At 63.4% G+C, this 16,418-nt stretch carries 15 protein-coding genes; 11 read left to right on the forward strand and 4 right to left on the reverse strand.

Annotation, left to right across the window (positions count from 1 at the left end):
• Positions 1-240 precede the first annotated feature (240 nt).
• A complete protein-coding gene (locus tag HMPREF2698_RS09875; RefSeq protein WP_070564151.1) occupies positions 241-2,214 on the reverse strand; it encodes an OPT family oligopeptide transporter in 1,974 nt (657 codons plus the stop codon).
• A gap of 96 nt (positions 2,215-2,310) precedes the next feature.
• Between HMPREF2698_RS09875 and HMPREF2698_RS09880 the strand changes: the two genes are divergently transcribed.
• The 8 genes from HMPREF2698_RS09880 (at position 2,311) to HMPREF2698_RS09915 (ending at position 11,593) form a co-directional block, all read left to right on the forward strand.
• A complete protein-coding gene (locus HMPREF2698_RS09880) occupies positions 2,311-3,678 on the forward strand; it encodes a dipeptidase (protein WP_070564154.1) in 1,368 nt (455 codons plus the stop codon).
• 228 nt (positions 3,679-3,906) lie between these two features.
• On the forward strand, positions 3,907-6,828 hold the full coding sequence (locus HMPREF2698_RS09885) for a Na+/H+ antiporter subunit A (RefSeq protein ID WP_070564157.1): 2,922 nt from the start codon (positions 3,907-3,909) through the stop codon (positions 6,826-6,828).
• A complete protein-coding gene (locus HMPREF2698_RS09890) occupies positions 6,828-7,328 on the forward strand; it encodes a Na(+)/H(+) antiporter subunit C (RefSeq protein WP_070564160.1) in 501 nt (166 codons plus the stop codon). The genes HMPREF2698_RS09885 and HMPREF2698_RS09890 overlap by 1 nt, the downstream gene beginning before the upstream one ends.
• Entirely contained in the window at positions 7,321-9,117 is a 1,797-nt protein-coding gene (locus tag HMPREF2698_RS09895) for a Na+/H+ antiporter subunit D (RefSeq protein WP_070532193.1), read from the forward strand. The genes HMPREF2698_RS09890 and HMPREF2698_RS09895 overlap by 8 nt, the downstream gene beginning before the upstream one ends.
• Positions 9,114-9,632 carry a Na+/H+ antiporter subunit E gene (locus HMPREF2698_RS09900; protein WP_070532191.1) on the forward strand — a complete coding sequence of 173 codons (519 nt, stop codon included), beginning with the start codon at positions 9,114-9,116 and terminating at the stop codon, positions 9,630-9,632. The genes HMPREF2698_RS09895 and HMPREF2698_RS09900 overlap by 4 nt, the downstream gene beginning before the upstream one ends.
• On the forward strand, positions 9,632-9,904 hold the full coding sequence (locus HMPREF2698_RS09905) for a monovalent cation/H+ antiporter complex subunit F (RefSeq protein ID WP_010188770.1): 273 nt from the start codon (positions 9,632-9,634) through the stop codon (positions 9,902-9,904). The genes HMPREF2698_RS09900 and HMPREF2698_RS09905 overlap by 1 nt, the downstream gene beginning before the upstream one ends.
• Positions 9,901-10,281, forward strand: coding sequence for a monovalent cation/H(+) antiporter subunit G (locus HMPREF2698_RS09910; RefSeq protein ID WP_070522648.1), 381 nt, complete (start codon positions 9,901-9,903; stop codon positions 10,279-10,281). The genes HMPREF2698_RS09905 and HMPREF2698_RS09910 overlap by 4 nt, the downstream gene beginning before the upstream one ends.
• An 88-nt stretch (positions 10,282-10,369) precedes the next feature.
• The gene (locus tag HMPREF2698_RS09915; protein ID WP_070532189.1) at positions 10,370-11,593 is read left to right on the forward strand and encodes a glycosyltransferase 87 family protein; all 1,224 of its coding nucleotides are present in this window, start codon (positions 10,370-10,372) and stop codon (positions 11,591-11,593) included.
• A gap of 165 nt (positions 11,594-11,758) precedes the next feature.
• Here HMPREF2698_RS09915 and HMPREF2698_RS09920 read toward each other — a convergent pair whose 3' ends face one another.
• From HMPREF2698_RS09920 to HMPREF2698_RS09930, 3 genes are read right to left on the reverse strand one after another with little or no spacing between them, the layout of a single operon-like run.
• Positions 11,759-12,895, reverse strand: a complete 1,137-nt coding sequence (locus tag HMPREF2698_RS09920) for a glutamate--cysteine ligase (protein WP_070564163.1) — start codon at positions 12,893-12,895, stop codon at positions 11,759-11,761.
• Between the two features lie 48 nt (positions 12,896-12,943).
• Positions 12,944-13,693, reverse strand: coding sequence for a LytR C-terminal domain-containing protein (locus tag HMPREF2698_RS09925; protein ID WP_070564231.1), 750 nt, complete (start codon positions 13,691-13,693; stop codon positions 12,944-12,946).
• Between the two features lie 26 nt (positions 13,694-13,719).
• A complete protein-coding gene (locus HMPREF2698_RS09930) occupies positions 13,720-13,974 on the reverse strand; it encodes a DUF3263 domain-containing protein (protein ID WP_070564166.1) in 255 nt (84 codons plus the stop codon).
• Between the two features lie 16 nt (positions 13,975-13,990).
• Between HMPREF2698_RS09930 and HMPREF2698_RS09935 the strand changes: the two genes are divergently transcribed.
• Genes HMPREF2698_RS09935 through HMPREF2698_RS09945 form a run of 3 tightly spaced genes read left to right on the forward strand, consistent with a single transcriptional unit; the run spans position 13,991 to position 16,418 of the window.
• On the forward strand, positions 13,991-14,605 hold the full coding sequence (locus HMPREF2698_RS09935) for a peptide deformylase (RefSeq protein ID WP_070522995.1): 615 nt from the start codon (positions 13,991-13,993) through the stop codon (positions 14,603-14,605).
• A complete protein-coding gene (locus HMPREF2698_RS09940) occupies positions 14,605-15,603 on the forward strand; it encodes an N-acetylglutamate synthase, CG3035 family (RefSeq protein ID WP_070564169.1) in 999 nt (332 codons plus the stop codon). The genes HMPREF2698_RS09935 and HMPREF2698_RS09940 overlap by 1 nt, the downstream gene beginning before the upstream one ends.
• Before the next feature lie 5 nt (positions 15,604-15,608).
• Complete coding sequence (locus tag HMPREF2698_RS09945) at positions 15,609-16,418, forward strand: exodeoxyribonuclease III (RefSeq protein ID WP_070564172.1); 810 nt, start codon at positions 15,609-15,611, stop codon at positions 16,416-16,418.

A 16,418-nucleotide genomic window follows, 5' to 3' on the forward strand; every position in this document is an offset into this window, starting at 1 on the left:
ACGTCTGATCTATGACGGACGCCCGCGACGGCACGGCTGGCGAGTGTTCTCCAGCCCCAACCACATAGATGATTCTGTTTATTTCTGGCACTTGCCATGTGGAAGTGCTAGCGACCATTCTGGCACTCAGCCCCCGCGACTGCAAGGTTCAACACGAACGGGCGGTGCATAAGCACCGCCCATCAAAGTAAACTGCCCGCTAAATCGAACCACTCGTTAAAAAGAACCAATCACACTGTCTTAGGAAGCAGCCTTCTTCGCCGTCCACTTGTATGCCGCAGCAATACCGCCAACGAAGAGGATGACGCCAACAACCTTGGCTGCCGTGCCGCCCTCGAAGATCTCCAGCGGGGACTCGCCGGCCGACGCCGCGATGATGCCCGCGTTGACCACGCCGAAGAGGGACTCGCCCACGATGAGGCCGGTGGCCAGCAGCGTGCCCATGCGCTTCACAAAGTCCGGCTTGGACTGGCGTGCCGCCCAGCGGTTGTAGAAGTAGCCCAAGAACGCACCAATCGGCACCACAATGGTGATGGCTGCCGGCAGGTACATGCCCATGCCCACTGCCAGCGGGGACAGGGAGTATTTGTCGGTGAAGTGGCGCAGGCACTCGTCCACGATGATGATGACGGCGCCGATCGCCGCGCCCAGACCAATCAGGTCCCACGGCAGGGAGTTATCGAAAATACCGGAGGCCACCGAGGACATCAGTGCAGCCTGCGGGGCAGCCAGCGCATCCTCGCCAGCACCTTCCATGCCCTGGAAACCAAAGCCGGTGAGCATAACCTGCAGAATCGGCGGAATCACCAAGGAGCCGAAGAGAACACCAATGATGAGCGCTACCTGCTGCTTCCATGGCGTCGCGCCAACCAGCTGACCGGTCTTGAGGTCCTGCAGATTGTCATTAGAAATAGTCGCAATGCCGAAGACGATGGCCGCGGTAAACAGCGTGTAGGCCACCAGCGAGAGCGGCTCTGCATCCGTGCCGCGGGTGACGGCGGCAATCAGGAGCGCAGCGGCAATGACCGCGATGATGCCGATGGAGGAAATCGGCGAATTAGACGCACCGATGAGGCCAGCCATGTAGCCGCACACCGATGCGATAACGAGGCCCACCAGCAAGGTGAAGAGCACGGAGACCGTAATCAGCACGCCCATGTGCTCATGAATATCGGTGCCGCGAACGAAGTTCCACAGCAGCAGTCCAATCGGAATCATCAGGACCAGGATGGTGCCAATGACATAGGGCGCTGGAATATCGCGCTCCTCCACTGCCACTTGCTGGCCGTCCTTGCGGTTGCGGGAGGAAGCAAAAGACTCTGCCATGCCCTTGGCAATCGGGCCCGTAATCTTAATCAGCGTCCATACGGCGGCAATCGCCATGGTGCCCACGCCGATGAAGCGGATCCTATCGGAGAAGACCGTATCGACGGTCTCCATGATGGCGGCCGGATCACCCAGGCCCTCACCACCGGTGAGGATGGGCAGCAGGATGAGGTAGGAAATGACCACGCCGACGAGCATGGCGATACCGACGGCCAGGCCCACGAGGTGGCCCACACCGACCAGTGCCAGTGAGAGGGAAGTACCCAGCGTCGTCGCGCCCGAGCCGAATTTGAAGTAGGTGGCTACCTCAGAGGCAGCAGCCTTCATTGCCGCAAGCAAAGCCATAAACGCGGACAAGATACCGCCAAAGACGATGACACGCAGGCCCTTCGCGTTCTCCTCGTGGGCAGCCTCGCCGTCCTCACCGGAGCTATCGCCCACCTTGAGGACCTCGGCCGCGGCCACGCCCTCCGGGTAGGGCAGGTCCGAGCCCGTCACCAGCGCGCGGCGCAGCGGAATGGAGTACATCACGCCGAGCACACCACCGATGGCGCAGACCGCGGCGGTATCAATGAAGGAAAATCCCTGCCAGTAGCCCACCATCACCAAGCCCGGGAGGACGAAGATGATGGCGGACAAAGTACCGGCTGCTGACGCGATGGTCTGCACAATGTTGTTCTCTTTGATGTTGTGCCCGGCAAAGCGGCGCAGCACCGCCATGGAAATCACGGCGGCAGGAATGGACGTGGCAAACGTCAGGCCCACCTTGAGGCCGAGGTACACGTTGGCGGCAGTAAAGATCAGTGTGATGAGTCCACCGATAACAATGCCGCGCAGCGTGAGCTCGCGGAGCGCGGACTGGGAACCTTCGGCGGTCGTCGTCGCCATGTCAGGTCCTTTCTAAGGAATAGTTACTAGAACCCGGAATATATTACTCCCTACTTGTCGATAGACCGATTCGGGGATACGAGTAGGTTGGAGGGCATGACCAAGATTTCTGAATTTGTCAGCACTGACCGCGATACCATTTTCCAGCAGCTCAAGGAGCTCGTCTCCTTTAATTCCGTCCACAACGAGCCGGGTCTGGAGGACCAGACCGCGAAGGCGGCGGAGTGGGTTCACGCCGCGCTTGTCGACGCCGGCTTCACCCCCGAGGCCATCACGACTGCTGATGGTTCCACGGCAATCGTCGCCAAGCGCCCCGGCAAGGAGGGCGCGAAGACGGTGCTGCTCTACTCGCACTACGACGTGGTGCCTGCCGGCAACCCGGAGGCCTGGGACTCCGATCCTTTCACCCTGACTGAGCGCGATGGCCGCTGGTACGGCCGCGGCGCCGCGGACTGCAAGGGCAACGTTGCTATGCACCTGGCGGCCCTGCGCGCGCTCGACGCGAACGGTGGAACCGACCTCAACCTCACCGTGCTTATCGAGGGCTCCGAGGAACGCGGCGGCGAGGGCCTGTCCGCGCTCATCGAGGAGCGCCCGGAGCTCTTTGCTGCCGACGCCATCCTCATCGCCGATGCCGGCAACGCTAAGGTGGGCGTGCCGACGCTGACGACCTCCCTTCGCGGCGGATCCCAGATCAACGTCAAGGTCTCCACCCTCCATTCTGCTGTGCACTCCGGCCAGTTCGGTGGCGCGGCTCCCGACGCCGTCAAGGCGCTCATGCGCGCGCTGGATTCCCTGACGGATGAGTACGGCCGCACGACTATCGACGGCGTCGATTGTGCGGGCACCTGGCCGCTGGCCGAGGGACAGGACACCGCCTACAGCGAGGAGAACTTCCGCTCGGATGCCCAGATGCTTGAGGGCACCGAGGTCATGGGCGCGAAGGACCCGGCCGGTGCCACCGCCATCGCGGATATGATTTGGGCCCGCCCGGCGGTTACCGTCACCGGTTTTACCTCCACCCCGGTGGCCGAGGCCGTCAATGCCGTGCCCGCTACCGCTGAGGCCAACATCAACCTGCGCACCCCCGCCACCATGGATCCCCGCGCCACCGCGGAGGCCGTGGCCGAGCACCTGAAGAAGCACGTTCCGTGGGGCGCGCACATCGAGGTCACCATCCTCGAGGCCAACCTGGGCTTCGAAACCGATCCGTCCAAGCCCGCCGTCGCCCTGCTCGGTGAGTGCCTGGGCGAGGCCTACGGTTCCGAGACCATCACCCAGGGCATGGGCGGCTCCATCCCGCTGACCGTGGAGCTGCAGGAGAAGCACCCGAACGCAGAGATTGCGCTCTTTGGTGTCGAGGAGCCGCAGTGCACCATCCACTCCGCTAACGAGTCGGTCGACCCGACTGAGATTGAGAAGATTGCGATCGCTGAGGCGCTCTTCCTCCAGCGTTTCGCTTAGGCGAAACGATCCCTGCCCGACCGCGCAATCCACTGGGCAGGGATCGTCTTCTTTTCAGTTGGCCGCTTGGCGACGTGGCGGAACGCCAACAGGAGACACAGATATAACTGTATGAAACGAAAATGTGAAAATTGGGATTTCAGACTGTATCGTGAGCACTAGTGAACGCCCGCCGCTGCGGTGGGTTTTGCCCAGTCCCCGACAAGGAAAGGACGCCACCGCAACCTCGTGCTCACTCTCTTCAGCGCCTTGGTACTTGCTACCATCGCCGCTCCATTCCTCCTTTTCTATCTCGGCCGCCGCGCCTTCGGCCTCCTTGCCGTCGTGCCCGCGGTGGGCTTCTTCTGGGTGCTCCAGCAGCTCACCACCGGAACGCTGCGCGACGGCAACCAGCTGGCATACGACCTCAACTGGATGCCCGCCGCGCACCTAACGATTAACCTGCGCATGGACGCGCTTTCCGCGCTGTTCAGCCTCATCATTTTGGGCGTGGGTGCGCTGGTCTTGCTGTATTGCTGGGGTTATTTCGACCACTCCCGGCGCCGCCTGGCCCTCTTCGGCAGCCAGATGGTGGGCTTTGCCACGGCCATGTACGGCCTGGTCATTTCCGATAATTTCCTGCTGCTTTATGTCTTCTGGGAAATCACCTCCCTGCTTTCCTTCCTCCTCGTGAGCTATTACGGCGAGCGCGCCTCATCCCGGCGCTCAGCGCAGCAGGCACTCATGGTCACCGTCCTCGGCGGCCTGGCCATGCTCGTGGGCATTACCCTCCTCGGCCGCCAGACCGGTGCGTGGTCCTTCAGCGATATCGCCGCCACCGAGGACCTGGCCAACACGCCTTTCCTCACCGTGGCCATCGTGCTGATTCTCTGCGGTGCGCTCTCCAAGTCCGCCATCGCCCCCGCGCACTTTTGGCTGCCCGGGGCCATGGCCGCGCCGACCCCGGTCTCTGCCTACCTACACTCCGCGGCGATGGTGAAGGCCGGCATCTACCTCGTCGCACGCCTAGCGCCTTCGGTACATGACATCCCCACCTGGCATCTCGTGGTCATCCCCTTGGGTGCGTTCACCATGCTGCTCGGCGGTTGGATGGCGCTCAAGCAGCGCGACCTGAAGCTGGTTCTGGCCTACGGTACCGTCTCGCAGCTGGGTTTTATCACCGCCATCATCGCCATCGGCTCCCGCGAGGCCATGCAGGCAGGCCTGGCGCTGACCTTTGCGCACTCCCTCTTCAAAGCAGCGCTCTTCATGATCGTCGGCGCCATTGACCACTCGGCGGGCACGAGGGACATCGACAAGCTGGCAGGCCTGGGCAAGAAGAAACCCGCGCTGTACATCCTGGCCATCCTCCCCGCGATGTCGATGGCCGGTATCCCGCCGCTGCTGGGCTTTGTGTCCAAGGAGGCCACGCTCGAGGCGATCATGCACGAGGAGCTCTTGGTCGGCATGCCACGCAACATGCTGCTCGTGACGGTCGTCGTCGGCTCCGCGCTGACCATGGCCTATGCGCTGCGCTTCCTCTGGGGTGCGTTCTCCTCGAAGGGGCAGGAGGAGCCCTCTGAGGCAGTAGCGAATATGCACCACATCGGCCCCTTCCTGTGGATCCCTCCGACGGTGCTGACTCTGCTGACCATCTTCTTTGGTCTGCTGCCACTGCCTTTGTCCCACGGCATCACGCAACACCTGGACAACACCTTTGGGGCGGAGCAGGCCTCCGAACTAGCGCTGTGGCATGGCTTCACCATCCCGCTGCTGCTCTCCGTGCTCATCATCGTGGCCGGTTCTCTCCTGCACTGGCAGCGCCAGGCCCTCACGAAGGCCCAGTTCACCTACCCGGCCTTGGGCTCGGCCGATGACTCCTACGACGCCGTCATCAACGCCCTGCGCCAACTCTCCCTGCGCATCACCGCCTCCACGCAGCGCGGTTCGCTGCAGTTCAACCTCACGGTCATCTTTGCCACGCTCATGGTGCTGCCCATCGTCATGCTCATCCGCGGCGACCTCACCAACGTGCACATGATCGTGGCCGAGAACCCCTGGCAGGCCATCGCCGCGGTGGTCATCATCATCGCCGCCATCGCCGCCACGGTGCTGGATAACCGCCTCTCCGGCGTCATCCTGGTCGGCGCGACGGGCTACGCCTTGTCCTTCATCTTTGCGCTTCACGGCGCGCCGGACTTGGCGCTGACGCAGCTCCTCGTGGAGACCATCATCATGGTGCTCTTCATGCTCGTGCTGCGCCGCATGCCGGCGAATACCGAGTGGAAGCAGGACCCCAAATCCGGCCGCCTGCGCGCGTGGCTGGCGGTGGGCGTGGGCCTGGCCGTCACCGTGGTGGGCATGTTCGCCATCAACGCCCGGCGCGAGGAACCCATCTCGCAGTACATGCCGGAATTGGCCAAGGAGATCGGCCACGGCGCCAACACGGTCAACGTCTTGCTCGTGGACCTGCGCGCGTGGGATACCTTCGGCGAAATCACGGTGCTCATCATCGCGGCGACGGGAATCGCCTCACTGATCTACCGCACGCAGAGCTTCACCCGCTCCTCCCGCCGCCCGACTTTGCAGGTCACCGGCCGCCGCTGGCTGGCCGCGGGTGTGGAATCGGAGAAGGCGCTCAACCGCTCGCTCATGGTGGACGTGAGCACCCGCATCCTCTTCCCCTCGATGATGGTGCTCTCCCTCTACTTCTTCTTCGGCGGCCACAACGCCCCCGGCGGCGGTTTTGCCGGCGGCCTCGTGGCGGCCTTGGCGCTGATTCTGCGCTACCTGGCCGGCGGGCGCGCGGAGCTCGATGAGGCGCTGCCTCTCGACGGCGGCCGCACCATGGCGGTCGGCCTGCTGCTCTCCCTCAGCGCAGTCATCACCCCGATGCTCTTGGGCTACCCGCCGCTGACCACCGGGTACACGAAGGTCGGCGTGCCACTCATCGGTGATGTGTCCCTGCCTTCGGCGCTGATTTTCGACGCCGGCGTCTACCTCATCGTCGTCGGCCTCACGCTCTACGTCCTGTCCTCCTTGGGCGCCAAGCTCGATGAGGAAGAAGAGATGCGTAAGCAACGCGCCCGCGACCGCGCTCGCTCCTTGGCACGCCGCACGAAAGAAAAAGAGAAAGAAAAAGCTGCCACCGCAGAGAAAGGACGCGCCTAATGGATGCCAACCTCATGCTCCTGCTCGCTGCGGGCGTGCTCTGCGGCGCCGGGGTCTACTTATTGCTGGACCGCGCGATGACCAAGATGCTGCTCGGCATCTTGTTGCTGGGCAATGGCGCGAACCTCTTCGTGCTCATGGCCGGCGGCAAGGCGGGCTCGCCGCCTATCGACGGCCGGACCTCCCTGCCCTATGGCGAAGAAATCGCCGATCCGCTGGCCCAGGCGATGATCCTCACCGCGATCGTCATTTCAATGGCGCTGACCGGCTTCATCCTCACGTTGGCCTACCGCCAATACCGCTACCGCACCGCGGACGTGATTGAGGATGACACCGAGGACACCGCCATCGCGGCGATTGCCTCGCGCCCGGGCAATGCCTCGGCCGCCCCCGACCACGACGCCTCCAATGATCCGACCACCGGCCGCACCACGAAGGAAGGCGATAAGTTTGGCCCCGAGTTCTTCGAGGCTCCCGTGAAGGAGGCCACCGATGAGTGAAACTATCTCACCCCTGGTGAACCTGCTGCTGCCCTACGTCAGCTTTCTGATCCCCCTTCCGATCATCATCCCCGCCCTGGCGGCCGCGCTGGCGATGCTCTTTGCGCGCAATGCTCATGCGCAGCGCCGCATCGCCTTCTTCTCCCTCCTCACGCTGGCCGCGGTCAACGCCGCCCTGATCTTCATCGCGGATACCACCGGCATCCAGACCCTCCAGGTGGGCGGCTGGGACGCCCCGGTGGGCATCACGCTCGTGGCGGACCGTTTGTCCACGGTCATGCTCTTTACCTCCTCCGTCGTCCTGTTCTCCGTCATGTGGTACGCCATCTCACAGGGCGTGCGCGATGGCACCAAGGACGAACCGGTGGCGGTATTCCTGCCTAATTACATGTTGCTGACCATGGGCGTGAACGTGTCCTTCCTGGCCGGTGACTTGTTCAACCTCTACGTAGGCTTCGAGATCTTCCTCGTGTCTTCCTACGTGCTGCTGACCCTCGGCGCATCGCCCGCACGTGTGCGGGCGGGCGTGGGCTACGTCATGGTCTCCATGGCTTCCTCGCTCATCTTTGTGCTGGCCTTGGCCTATGTGTACGCCGCGGTGGGCACGATGAACATGGCCCAGATCGGCCTCCGGATGGAGGACATCCCGGCCGGTACCCGCTCCGCGGTCTTCTCCGTGTTGCTCATCGCCTTCGGCATCAAGGCAGCCATCTTCCCGCTCGATGCCTGGTTGCCGGACTCCTACCCCACCGCGCCCTCGCTCGTCACCGCGGTCTTCGCGGGCCTGCTTACCAAGGTCGGTGTCTACGCCATCATCCGCGCGCGTACCTCCATCTTCACCGGCGGCGGCCTCGATGGCCTGCTCATGTGGGTCGCACTGGCCACGATGCTCGTGGGTATCTTGGGCGCCATCGCGCAATCGGATATCAAGCGCTTGCTGTCCTTCACCCTGGTCAGCCACATCGGCTACATGGTCTTCGGCGTTGCCCTCGGCACCGCGCAAGGTTTGTCGGGCGCCATCTTCTACGCCGTGCACCACATTCTGGTGCAGACCGCTCTCTTCCTGGTGGTAGGCCTCATCGAGCGCCAAGCCGGCACATCCTCGCTGCGGCGCTTGGGCTCGCTGATTTATTCCGCACCGCTCATCGCCATTTTGTACTTCATCCCGGCCATGAACCTGGGCGGCATCCCGCCCTTCTCCGGCTTCCTGGGCAAGATCATGTTGATCCAGGCCGGCGCGAACGAGGGTTCCTGGATGTCGTGGGTGCTCATCGGCGGCGCGGTCCTCACCTCGCTGTTGACCCTCTACGTCATGATCCTCGTGTGGACCAAGGGCTTCCTGCGTGACCGCAGGGATGCCCCCGAAGGCAACCTCGCCATGGCGCGGCCCTCCCCGCTCGGGGAGGTCACCGAGTACGTCGAATTGGAGGAGCGCGCCGATGTCGGCCGCGTGCCCTTCGGCATGCTGGCCTCCACGTCCCTGCTCGTCATTGCTTCAGTGTCGATGACCTTCCTCGCCGGCCCCATCTCCGGGGTCACCACCCGCGCGGCGACGTCCGCACAGGATGACTCCATCTACCGCTACGCCGTGCTGGGGGATTCCGCCGAGGACCCAACGCGGCACTTGGACCCCGCCGAACGCTACGAGGAGGGCGCCGATTCGCGGAAGAACCGCAGCGAGCCCCTCCCGGATCCGGAGCCGGTGGCGCCGACAACGAGGACGTCGCCAAGCGCCACGCCCGCATTGCCCACCTCCGTGGATAAGGAAGAAAAGGAGGTGTCCCGATGAGATTTTCCGGAGTTAAGCACCGCTTCCGCCCGTGGTTCATGGTGTGGATCATCGTCATGTGGTGCATGCTCATGGGCGAAGTCACCGTGGCGAACCTGGTGGGCGGTCTGCTGGCCAGCCTGTTCATCGTCTTCGCGCTACCGCTGCCGGCGATGCCCGTGGCGGGGATATCGGTGAGCTGGGGCAAACTCTTCATCTTCATGGTGCAGTGGTTTGTGGAGCTGATGGAAGCTTCTATCAAGGTGGGCTGGCTGGCGGTGCGCCCGCAGGAGGTGCCCAAGACGGCGATTGTCAGGCTCCCGATGCGCTTGGAGAATGAGTTCGTTCTGGCGCTGGCGGTCAGCCTGTACAACCTGCAGCCGGGCGGCACCGTGTCTGATATCGACATTGCGAATCGCATGCTCACCATCCACCTACTCGACGCCGATTCTGAAGCCCACCTAGAGCGTGAGATCGCGGCGGTGCGCAAGCTGGAGGCCGATATGATTGCCATCTTCGAAAGGAGCCACCCCTGATGGATACTGACGTGTATAACATCCTACTCACCGTGGCCGCGGGCTTCCTCGTGGTGGCCTTCCTCATCACCACGTGGCGCATCGTCATCGGGCCCAACTCGCTTGACCGGCTCATCGCCATGGACGGGCTCGTGGCCATGTTCCAATGCGCCCTGGCCACCTATATCTGTTGGACGCTGGACACGACGGTCTCCAACGCGATGTTGGTCGTGGCGCTCCTCGGGTTCATTTCGACGGTCTCCGTTACTCGCTTTAGGAAGAGGGACTCATGAGTTACGCAGTAGTTGCCGATATCCTCTCCATCATCCTCATCCTCCTTGGCTCGATACTCACCTTGGCGGCCGCGATTGGAGTGGCGCGTTTTAAGGACACGATGGCGCGCGTGCACGCCATTGCCAAACCCCAAACCACCGGGCTCATCTTCACGATTTTGGGTGCCATCATCAAGGTGACGGGTTCGGAGAGCTTCAGCGTGGCTGAGCGCGGCGACTTGGGCATCCTGGTGCTGCTCGTCCTTTTCGCCATGATCACCAGCCCGGTGACCGCGCAAAGAACCACGCGTATCGCCCGCCGTGAGGGCCTGTACGGCCCGCCGGAGTCAATGCTGCGCAATGAGGCCCCTGCCGCGCGTTCGATGCGCCGAAAGTAGGGACACGGGCGCCTTCTCCCAGGAAATGAGGGGGAATTAATATAGGCTGCAAAAGGCAATAATTGGTGGTCATCCGAGGAGAGTCGACGTGAAGAAGCTGCAAGGCGTACCAACGATATGCGCTGTCCTCGCGCTGTGCATCGCTGTGATGGTGTACAAGTTCAGCCAGTTCGATGGGCCCCATGCCTTCATCAATATCCTCCCCTTCGACCTCTCCATCTACCGCATGGCGGGCGAAGACCTCAACGCGGGCGGCCTGCTTTACGACGCCCCCTATATCTTCGAATTCCCCTTCACCTACCCGCCCTTTGCGGGTTTGCTGTTTAAGGTTTTGCCCTTCTTCAGCAAGGGTGCGCTGACCTTTATGTGGCCCTCGCTCATGTTCCTGGCGGTGTTGGCGATCATCATCATGATCTTCCGTGAGCGGGGCATGAAGGTGACCCCGGCGGCCGTCCTGGTAGCGGTGCTGCTCACCGCCCTGACCCCGGCGAATGAGGCGATGCACGGCTCGCTGTACTACGGGCAGGTCAACGTATTCTTGATGCTGCTCGTGGCCCTAGATTTCCTGCCGATTAAGCGCCGCCTGCCGGGCGTGGGTATTGGCTTGGCCGCGGGAATCAAGCTGACCCCGGCTTATATGGGGTTGGCTTTGCTCTTTGAGAAGCGCTGGTGGGCCGCCGCGGGGGCGGTCATTACCTTCCTGGTGACCGTCGTGCTCGGTTTCCTCTTCGTGCCCGATGCGATGGATTTTTGGACCGACGCCATGTTCAACTCCTCCCGCGTGGGCGAGCACGCCAACCCCGGCGCGAAGTCGCTGCGCTCGCTCATGTACCGCGTTCTAGGCGTCGACGGCGGCATCTGGTGGCTGCTGGCGGTCATCGTGGTCTTTGCGCTTACCTGCCTGGCGCTTCGCACCGCATACCTGCGCGGCAACCGCTCGGCGGCTTTCGCGTTGACGGGCCTGAGCACCTGCTTGGTCTCCCCCTTCTCGTGGTACCACCACTTCGTGTGGACCATCCCCTTCGTGGTCATGGTCTTCGTATCGGTCAACCAGGCGCTCAGCGCGCGCCTGTCCGGTAAGTTCGGCGAGCAACTCGCCGGCCTCGCCTCCGTGGCGGCACTGTTCGTGGTGTCGCTGCCGTTTATGTCGGTGCCAGTGTGGTTCACCATGTCCACGGCCAACCTCGATGCGATCGAGTCCTTCCAGCCGTGGGCGACCTCGCTGTGGACGCTGTCCTGCGTTGCCTTCATCGCCGTCTACGCGGTGTGGGGCTTCGTCGCGCCGCGCAAGCGCGCGGTGGCGGAGAGCTAGGGGACGTTTCGATCAAATAAGGGGGCAAAACCCGCCCGTTTTAGCGCACTATTTGATCGAAACGTCCTCGTCGAGGCGAGGCAGCTTCCCAAAAGGACGTTTCGATCAATTAAGGCCCGGAAAACCATCAGTTTCCGGGCCTTGATTGATCGTTCGGTACTCAGGCTAGAGCGGCAGCAGCTGCTCCATCTCATCCGCGGTGGCCTTGACCACCTTCTGCCAGCTGCCGGTCTCCTCGTACAGGCGGCGCTGGCGCTCGTAGCCCGCCCCGGAATCGATGATTTCCTGCACCAACTGCAGCTCCCGGGCACAGCCCAGCTCCTCGGACAGCGGGGCCAGCTCCACCAAGAGATCCGCCAGCTCATCCTTGATCCAACGCTCATCGGTCTCGCGTGAGGTGATGACCAGCGCGTCCATGCCATAGCGCGCACCGCGCCACTTATTCTCCGCCACGTGCCACGGCTGGAGAGTCGGCAGCTTCTCGCCCGCGTCGATCATGCGGTCATAGTGCACCACCAGGCAGTGCGTCAGCGCCACGATGGCGGAAAGCTCGCGGAGGTTGGAGGCAGCGTCGGAAATGCGCACCTCCACCGTGCCCCACTTGGAGGCCGGGCGAACATCGAAGTGCATCGAGCCGGTGTGGTTGATGACCCCCGAAATAGCCTGGTCCCGCATGTAGGCCTGCCACTGCTCCCAATTCTCAAACTGGTAGGGCATGCCCGCGGTGGGCAGCTGTTGGTAGAGCATCGTGCGGTTGGAGGCATAGCCAGTATCGAGCCCCTCCCACCCCGGCGAACAGGCAGAAATGGCCAGCAGGTGAGGGTACTTCGTCATCAGCGCGTTGATGATGGGCCACACGCGTTCCTCGTGGCTGATGCCGACGTGCACGTGCGTGCCCCACAGCAACATCTGCTGGCCCCAGTACTGGGTGCGGTTGATGATTTCGGAATAGCTCTCCTTGGCGGAGACGGGGTTCTTCCGGAAGTCCGTAAAAGGGTGCCCGCCCGAGGCCCACAGGCGCACGTCCATGGAATCGGCCGCCTCACGCACTGCGCTGAGCGACGCCCGAAGGTCCCCCATCGCCTCCGGCACCGTCCGGCACACCCCGGTCACCAGCTCCACCGTGTTTTGGAGGAATTCCTTTTCCAGGTGCACGGAGGGGTGGGAGGCGCGGACAACGTCGATAAGCTCGGCGCCGCGCGGCACGAGATCCCAGGTCACTGGGTCAACGAGGGCAACTTCCCACTCAACGCCCAGCGTGGGCTCGGGTGAACGGGCGAAGTTCTCTTCCGGAATATTCACCCATTCATCCTATCCACCAACAGGGTGAATTTAATAAGTTTTTATTCCCTAGGCTTGGGGAACGGCGAGGACCACGACGACGGCATCGCCCTTGGTGTAATCCCCGGTCAGCTCGGCCGGGTACGGCGCAATGGCTTCTGCCGGAACGTTGCCGCCGTAGTACTGGGCGGCGACTTCCTTAGCCAGGTTCTCGGCCGCGGCATCACCCTGCGGGAAGAAGATGGTGGTCTTCGGCGCGACGAGGACCTCATCGCTGATGTTTCCTACCTCGGCGACCTTAAACTTTTCGCTCTTGAGGCGCTCGGCCTCATCGGCGGCGTAGTTGACGCGGCCGGAGTTGTTGTAGACGTTGACGGGGATTTCCGCCTGCGGGCGATCGGCATTGCCTGCGGGTGCACCGGCCTCGGCGTTCTCACCATGCTCAGCGCCGGCCTCAGCAGCGTTCTCCGAGTCGGCGTCGGTATCAGCCGGGCGCTCGTTCTCGTCGGCGTCCTTGGTCTTGTCGGCTTCGCCCGCAGCGCCGCCGGTATGGGCGTCGCCCTCGGCGCCACCGGTGGCAGGTCCGGACACGGCGGCGTCGTTGGCGGGCGCGTCCTGGGCGGTGTCCTCGGAGCTATCCGAGGTCATGGCGTACAGAGCCCACATGCCGAGCATGACGGCCACGGCGATGAGTACCATGGCGACACCACGCAGCGGGAGCTTGCTAGCGGAGGCCGGGGCGGCGGCCGAGTCGGACTCGGCGGCGTGGCGCGCGCGGTCAGCGGACGAGGCAGAGTTTTCCGGATTCACATTAGTCACATTGGCCACTCTAGTATCTGCGAGCCCTAGTCCGGCGCATTGTCGCGTGCGGCGCGCCGGATGCCCTCGCGGGCGTCGCGAAGCCGGCGCAAACGGGTGACCAGCAACGGGTAGGAGGCGTGCGCGGCGGGGTTGTCGAGCAGCACGTTGAGGCGTTGGTGATAGCGCACCGGAGTAATGTCCAGCTGCGTGCGGATGGCCTCGTCCTTGGCGCCGATATCGCGCGGGGCGTGGGACTCGAACTCCAAAATCGCGGCGTCTAGGTCTGACAGGGAATGCATGCTTAAACTGTATTCCATGACTATTCGTCCCATCGTTATCCACGGCGACCCGGTCCTCCACAACCCCACCGAGCCGGTCACCGAGCCCATCGACTCCCCCGAGCTGCAGGAGCTCATCGCGGACATGCACGAAACCATGGATGCCGCACACGGAGTTGGCCTGGCCGCAAACCAAATCGGCGTGAACAAGCGCCTCTTTGTCTACCACTGCCCCGACACCGACGGGCCGGATGGCACCGAGCTTCCGGAAGGCGGCATGCGCCGCGGCTGCGTCATCAACCCGGTGCTGGAAACCTCCGAGATCCCGGAGACCATGCCGGCTGACGACGGCTCCGAGGACGAAGGCTGCCTCTCCGTTCCGGGCGAGGGCTTCCCCACCGGCCGCGCCGACTGGGCCCGCGTGACCGGCAAGAACGAAAAGGGCGAGGACATCTCCATCGAGGGCTATGGCTTCTTCGCGCGCATGCTGCAGCACGAAACCGGCCACCTCGACGGCTTCGTCTACACCGACGTGCTCACCGGCCGCTACAAGCGCCAGGCCAAAAAGGCCATTAAGCGCAACGGCTGGACCGAGGCCGGCCTCACCTGGGTTCCGGGCGAGGACGAAGACCCCTTCGGGCACGAGGACTAATGTCCCGCATCTTCCGCTCCGATGCCGTCCAGGTGGGCGAGCGCGTGGTGGCCCGGCGCGATTTCGGCGGCGTGCACAGCGATGTGATTGGGCACGTGCTCAGCGTCGATCCGCTGGTCATCCGCCCACAGGAGGTGGGCGGCTACCCCTCCTCGCTTGACGCAGTAGAGATCCCGCCGGAGCAGCTCAAGATTATTAAGCGCCTCTCCCCGCGCACGGTGCGCAACTCCGATATCCGCGCCGTCGAGGTGGCCACCGCAGCCGCTTTCCCGGGCAAGGAGCACACGTGGACCTCCGATGGCCAGTGGCTCATGCGCGCGGGCGATGGCGTGACGGGCCGCTCCAATTCGGCGGTGCCGCTGGGACCTTCTGCGGGTTTCCTTCCGGTGCCTTTCGATGAGATTGAAGCCTTCTATGCACGCCACGATCTTCCGGTGCGCTTGGCCATCCCGGAGCGCATCGGCAAGTCTGCTGAGAAGCTCGTGGCGGCATCGCCCGAAGCGTGGGAGCTCGAGCCGGAAATCCTGGTGATGGTCCGAGATCTGGATGAGCTGCCGGCGCTTTCCGACGTCCACTTCGTCATCGATGAGCAACCCGATGCCGAGTGGCTCAACCTCTATCACTTCCGCGGCCAAGCCCTGCCACCGCTGGCGCTGGAGTACCTGCGCAGCCACATTGAGGGCACGATGGGCTTCGGACGCCTCCTCTCCCCTGCTGGTGAGACCATCGCGATTACGCGCGGCACGCTCACCGAATCCGGTGACGGCACCGTGTGGCTGGGTTACTCCGCCGTGGAGGTGGCCGAAGGCTGGCGCCGCAAGGGCCTGGGCACCGCGCTGGGCGCGCACATGCTGGCCTGGGGCAAGGCACAGGGCGCAGAGAAGGCCTACCTGCAGGTCGTGGCGCACAACACGGCGGGAATTCGCCTCTACGAGAAGCTCGGCTTCTTAGAGCAGCACCGCCACCGTTACGCCCGCCGCCTGCCTCAAGTACCCTAAACCACATGCGCATCGCTACCTGGAACATCAACTCCGTTCGCACCCGCGCGCAGCGCGCGGTGGATCTTCTGGCCAAGCACGACATCGACGTGCTCTGCCTGCAAGAAACCAAGGTGGCGGATGCGAAGTTCCCCCGCGAGCCTTTTGAAGAGGCTGGCTACCACGTCACCTGCCACGGGCTGAACCAGTGGAATGGCGTGGCCATCCTGTCTAAGGAGGAGCCGGAGGAGGTCCAGACCTTCTTCCCCGGTCAGCCGGGGTTCCACAAAGATCCCGCTAAGGATCAGGCGCGCGAGGCCCGGGCGGTCTCGGCCCTCATACGCGGGATTGAAATCTGGTCCCTCTACGTTCCCAACGGGCGCGAAATCACGGACCGGCACTACGACTACAAGCTGGACTTCCTCTACGCGCTGGCACGCTATGTGGAAACCCGCGCGCAGTCGAAACTCTTGCTCACGGGTGACTTCAACATTGCTCCGCGCGATGAGGACGTCTGGGATATGTCCCTCTTCCGCGGCAAAACACACGTCACCGAACCGGAGCGCGCGGCCTTCCAGATGTTGGAGGAAGCCGGGCTTGAGGAAGTCACACGCCGCTTCACCGAGGAAGACCGCTGGACCTACTTTGATTACAAGTCCTTGCGCTTCCAGAAGAACGAGGGCATGCGCATCGATTTCCAGCTGGCCAGCGAGCCGCTTGCACACCTGGTCCAAGGTGCCCAGGTGGATATGGTTGAGCGCGCCGGCGACAAGACCTCCGACCACGTGCCACTGATCGCAGATTTCGATGTCCCCGATTTCGCATCGGTGCGCTAG

Source organism: Corynebacterium sp. HMSC072A02 (assembly GCF_001810085.1).
GTDB classification, from domain to species: Bacteria; Actinomycetota; Actinomycetes; order Mycobacteriales; family Mycobacteriaceae; genus Corynebacterium; species Corynebacterium hesseae.

Excerpts from the sequence above, each read along its gene's own strand:
- HMPREF2698_RS09875 (WP_070564151.1), bottom strand. The coding sequence starts at position 2,214 with ATGGCGACGACGACCGCCGAAGGTTCCCAGTCCGCGCTCCGCGAGCTC.
- HMPREF2698_RS09880 (WP_070564154.1), top strand. The coding sequence starts at position 2,311 with ATGACCAAGATTTCTGAATTTGTCAGCACTGACCGCGATACCATTTTC.
- HMPREF2698_RS09890 (WP_070564160.1), top strand. The coding sequence starts at position 6,828 with ATGGATGCCAACCTCATGCTCCTGCTCGCTGCGGGCGTGCTCTGCGGC.
- HMPREF2698_RS09895 (WP_070532193.1), top strand. The coding sequence starts at position 7,321 with ATGAGTGAAACTATCTCACCCCTGGTGAACCTGCTGCTGCCCTACGTC.
- HMPREF2698_RS09900 (WP_070532191.1), top strand. The coding sequence starts at position 9,114 with ATGAGATTTTCCGGAGTTAAGCACCGCTTCCGCCCGTGGTTCATGGTG.
- HMPREF2698_RS09905 (WP_010188770.1), top strand. The coding sequence starts at position 9,632 with ATGGATACTGACGTGTATAACATCCTACTCACCGTGGCCGCGGGCTTC.
- HMPREF2698_RS09910 (WP_070522648.1), top strand. The coding sequence starts at position 9,901 with ATGAGTTACGCAGTAGTTGCCGATATCCTCTCCATCATCCTCATCCTC.
- HMPREF2698_RS09930 (WP_070564166.1), bottom strand. The coding sequence starts at position 13,974 with ATGCATTCCCTGTCAGACCTAGACGCCGCGATTTTGGAGTTCGAGTCC.
- HMPREF2698_RS09935 (WP_070522995.1), top strand. The coding sequence starts at position 13,991 with ATGACTATTCGTCCCATCGTTATCCACGGCGACCCGGTCCTCCACAAC.
- HMPREF2698_RS09940 (WP_070564169.1), top strand. The coding sequence starts at position 14,605 with ATGTCCCGCATCTTCCGCTCCGATGCCGTCCAGGTGGGCGAGCGCGTG.
- HMPREF2698_RS09945 (WP_070564172.1), top strand. The coding sequence starts at position 15,609 with ATGCGCATCGCTACCTGGAACATCAACTCCGTTCGCACCCGCGCGCAG.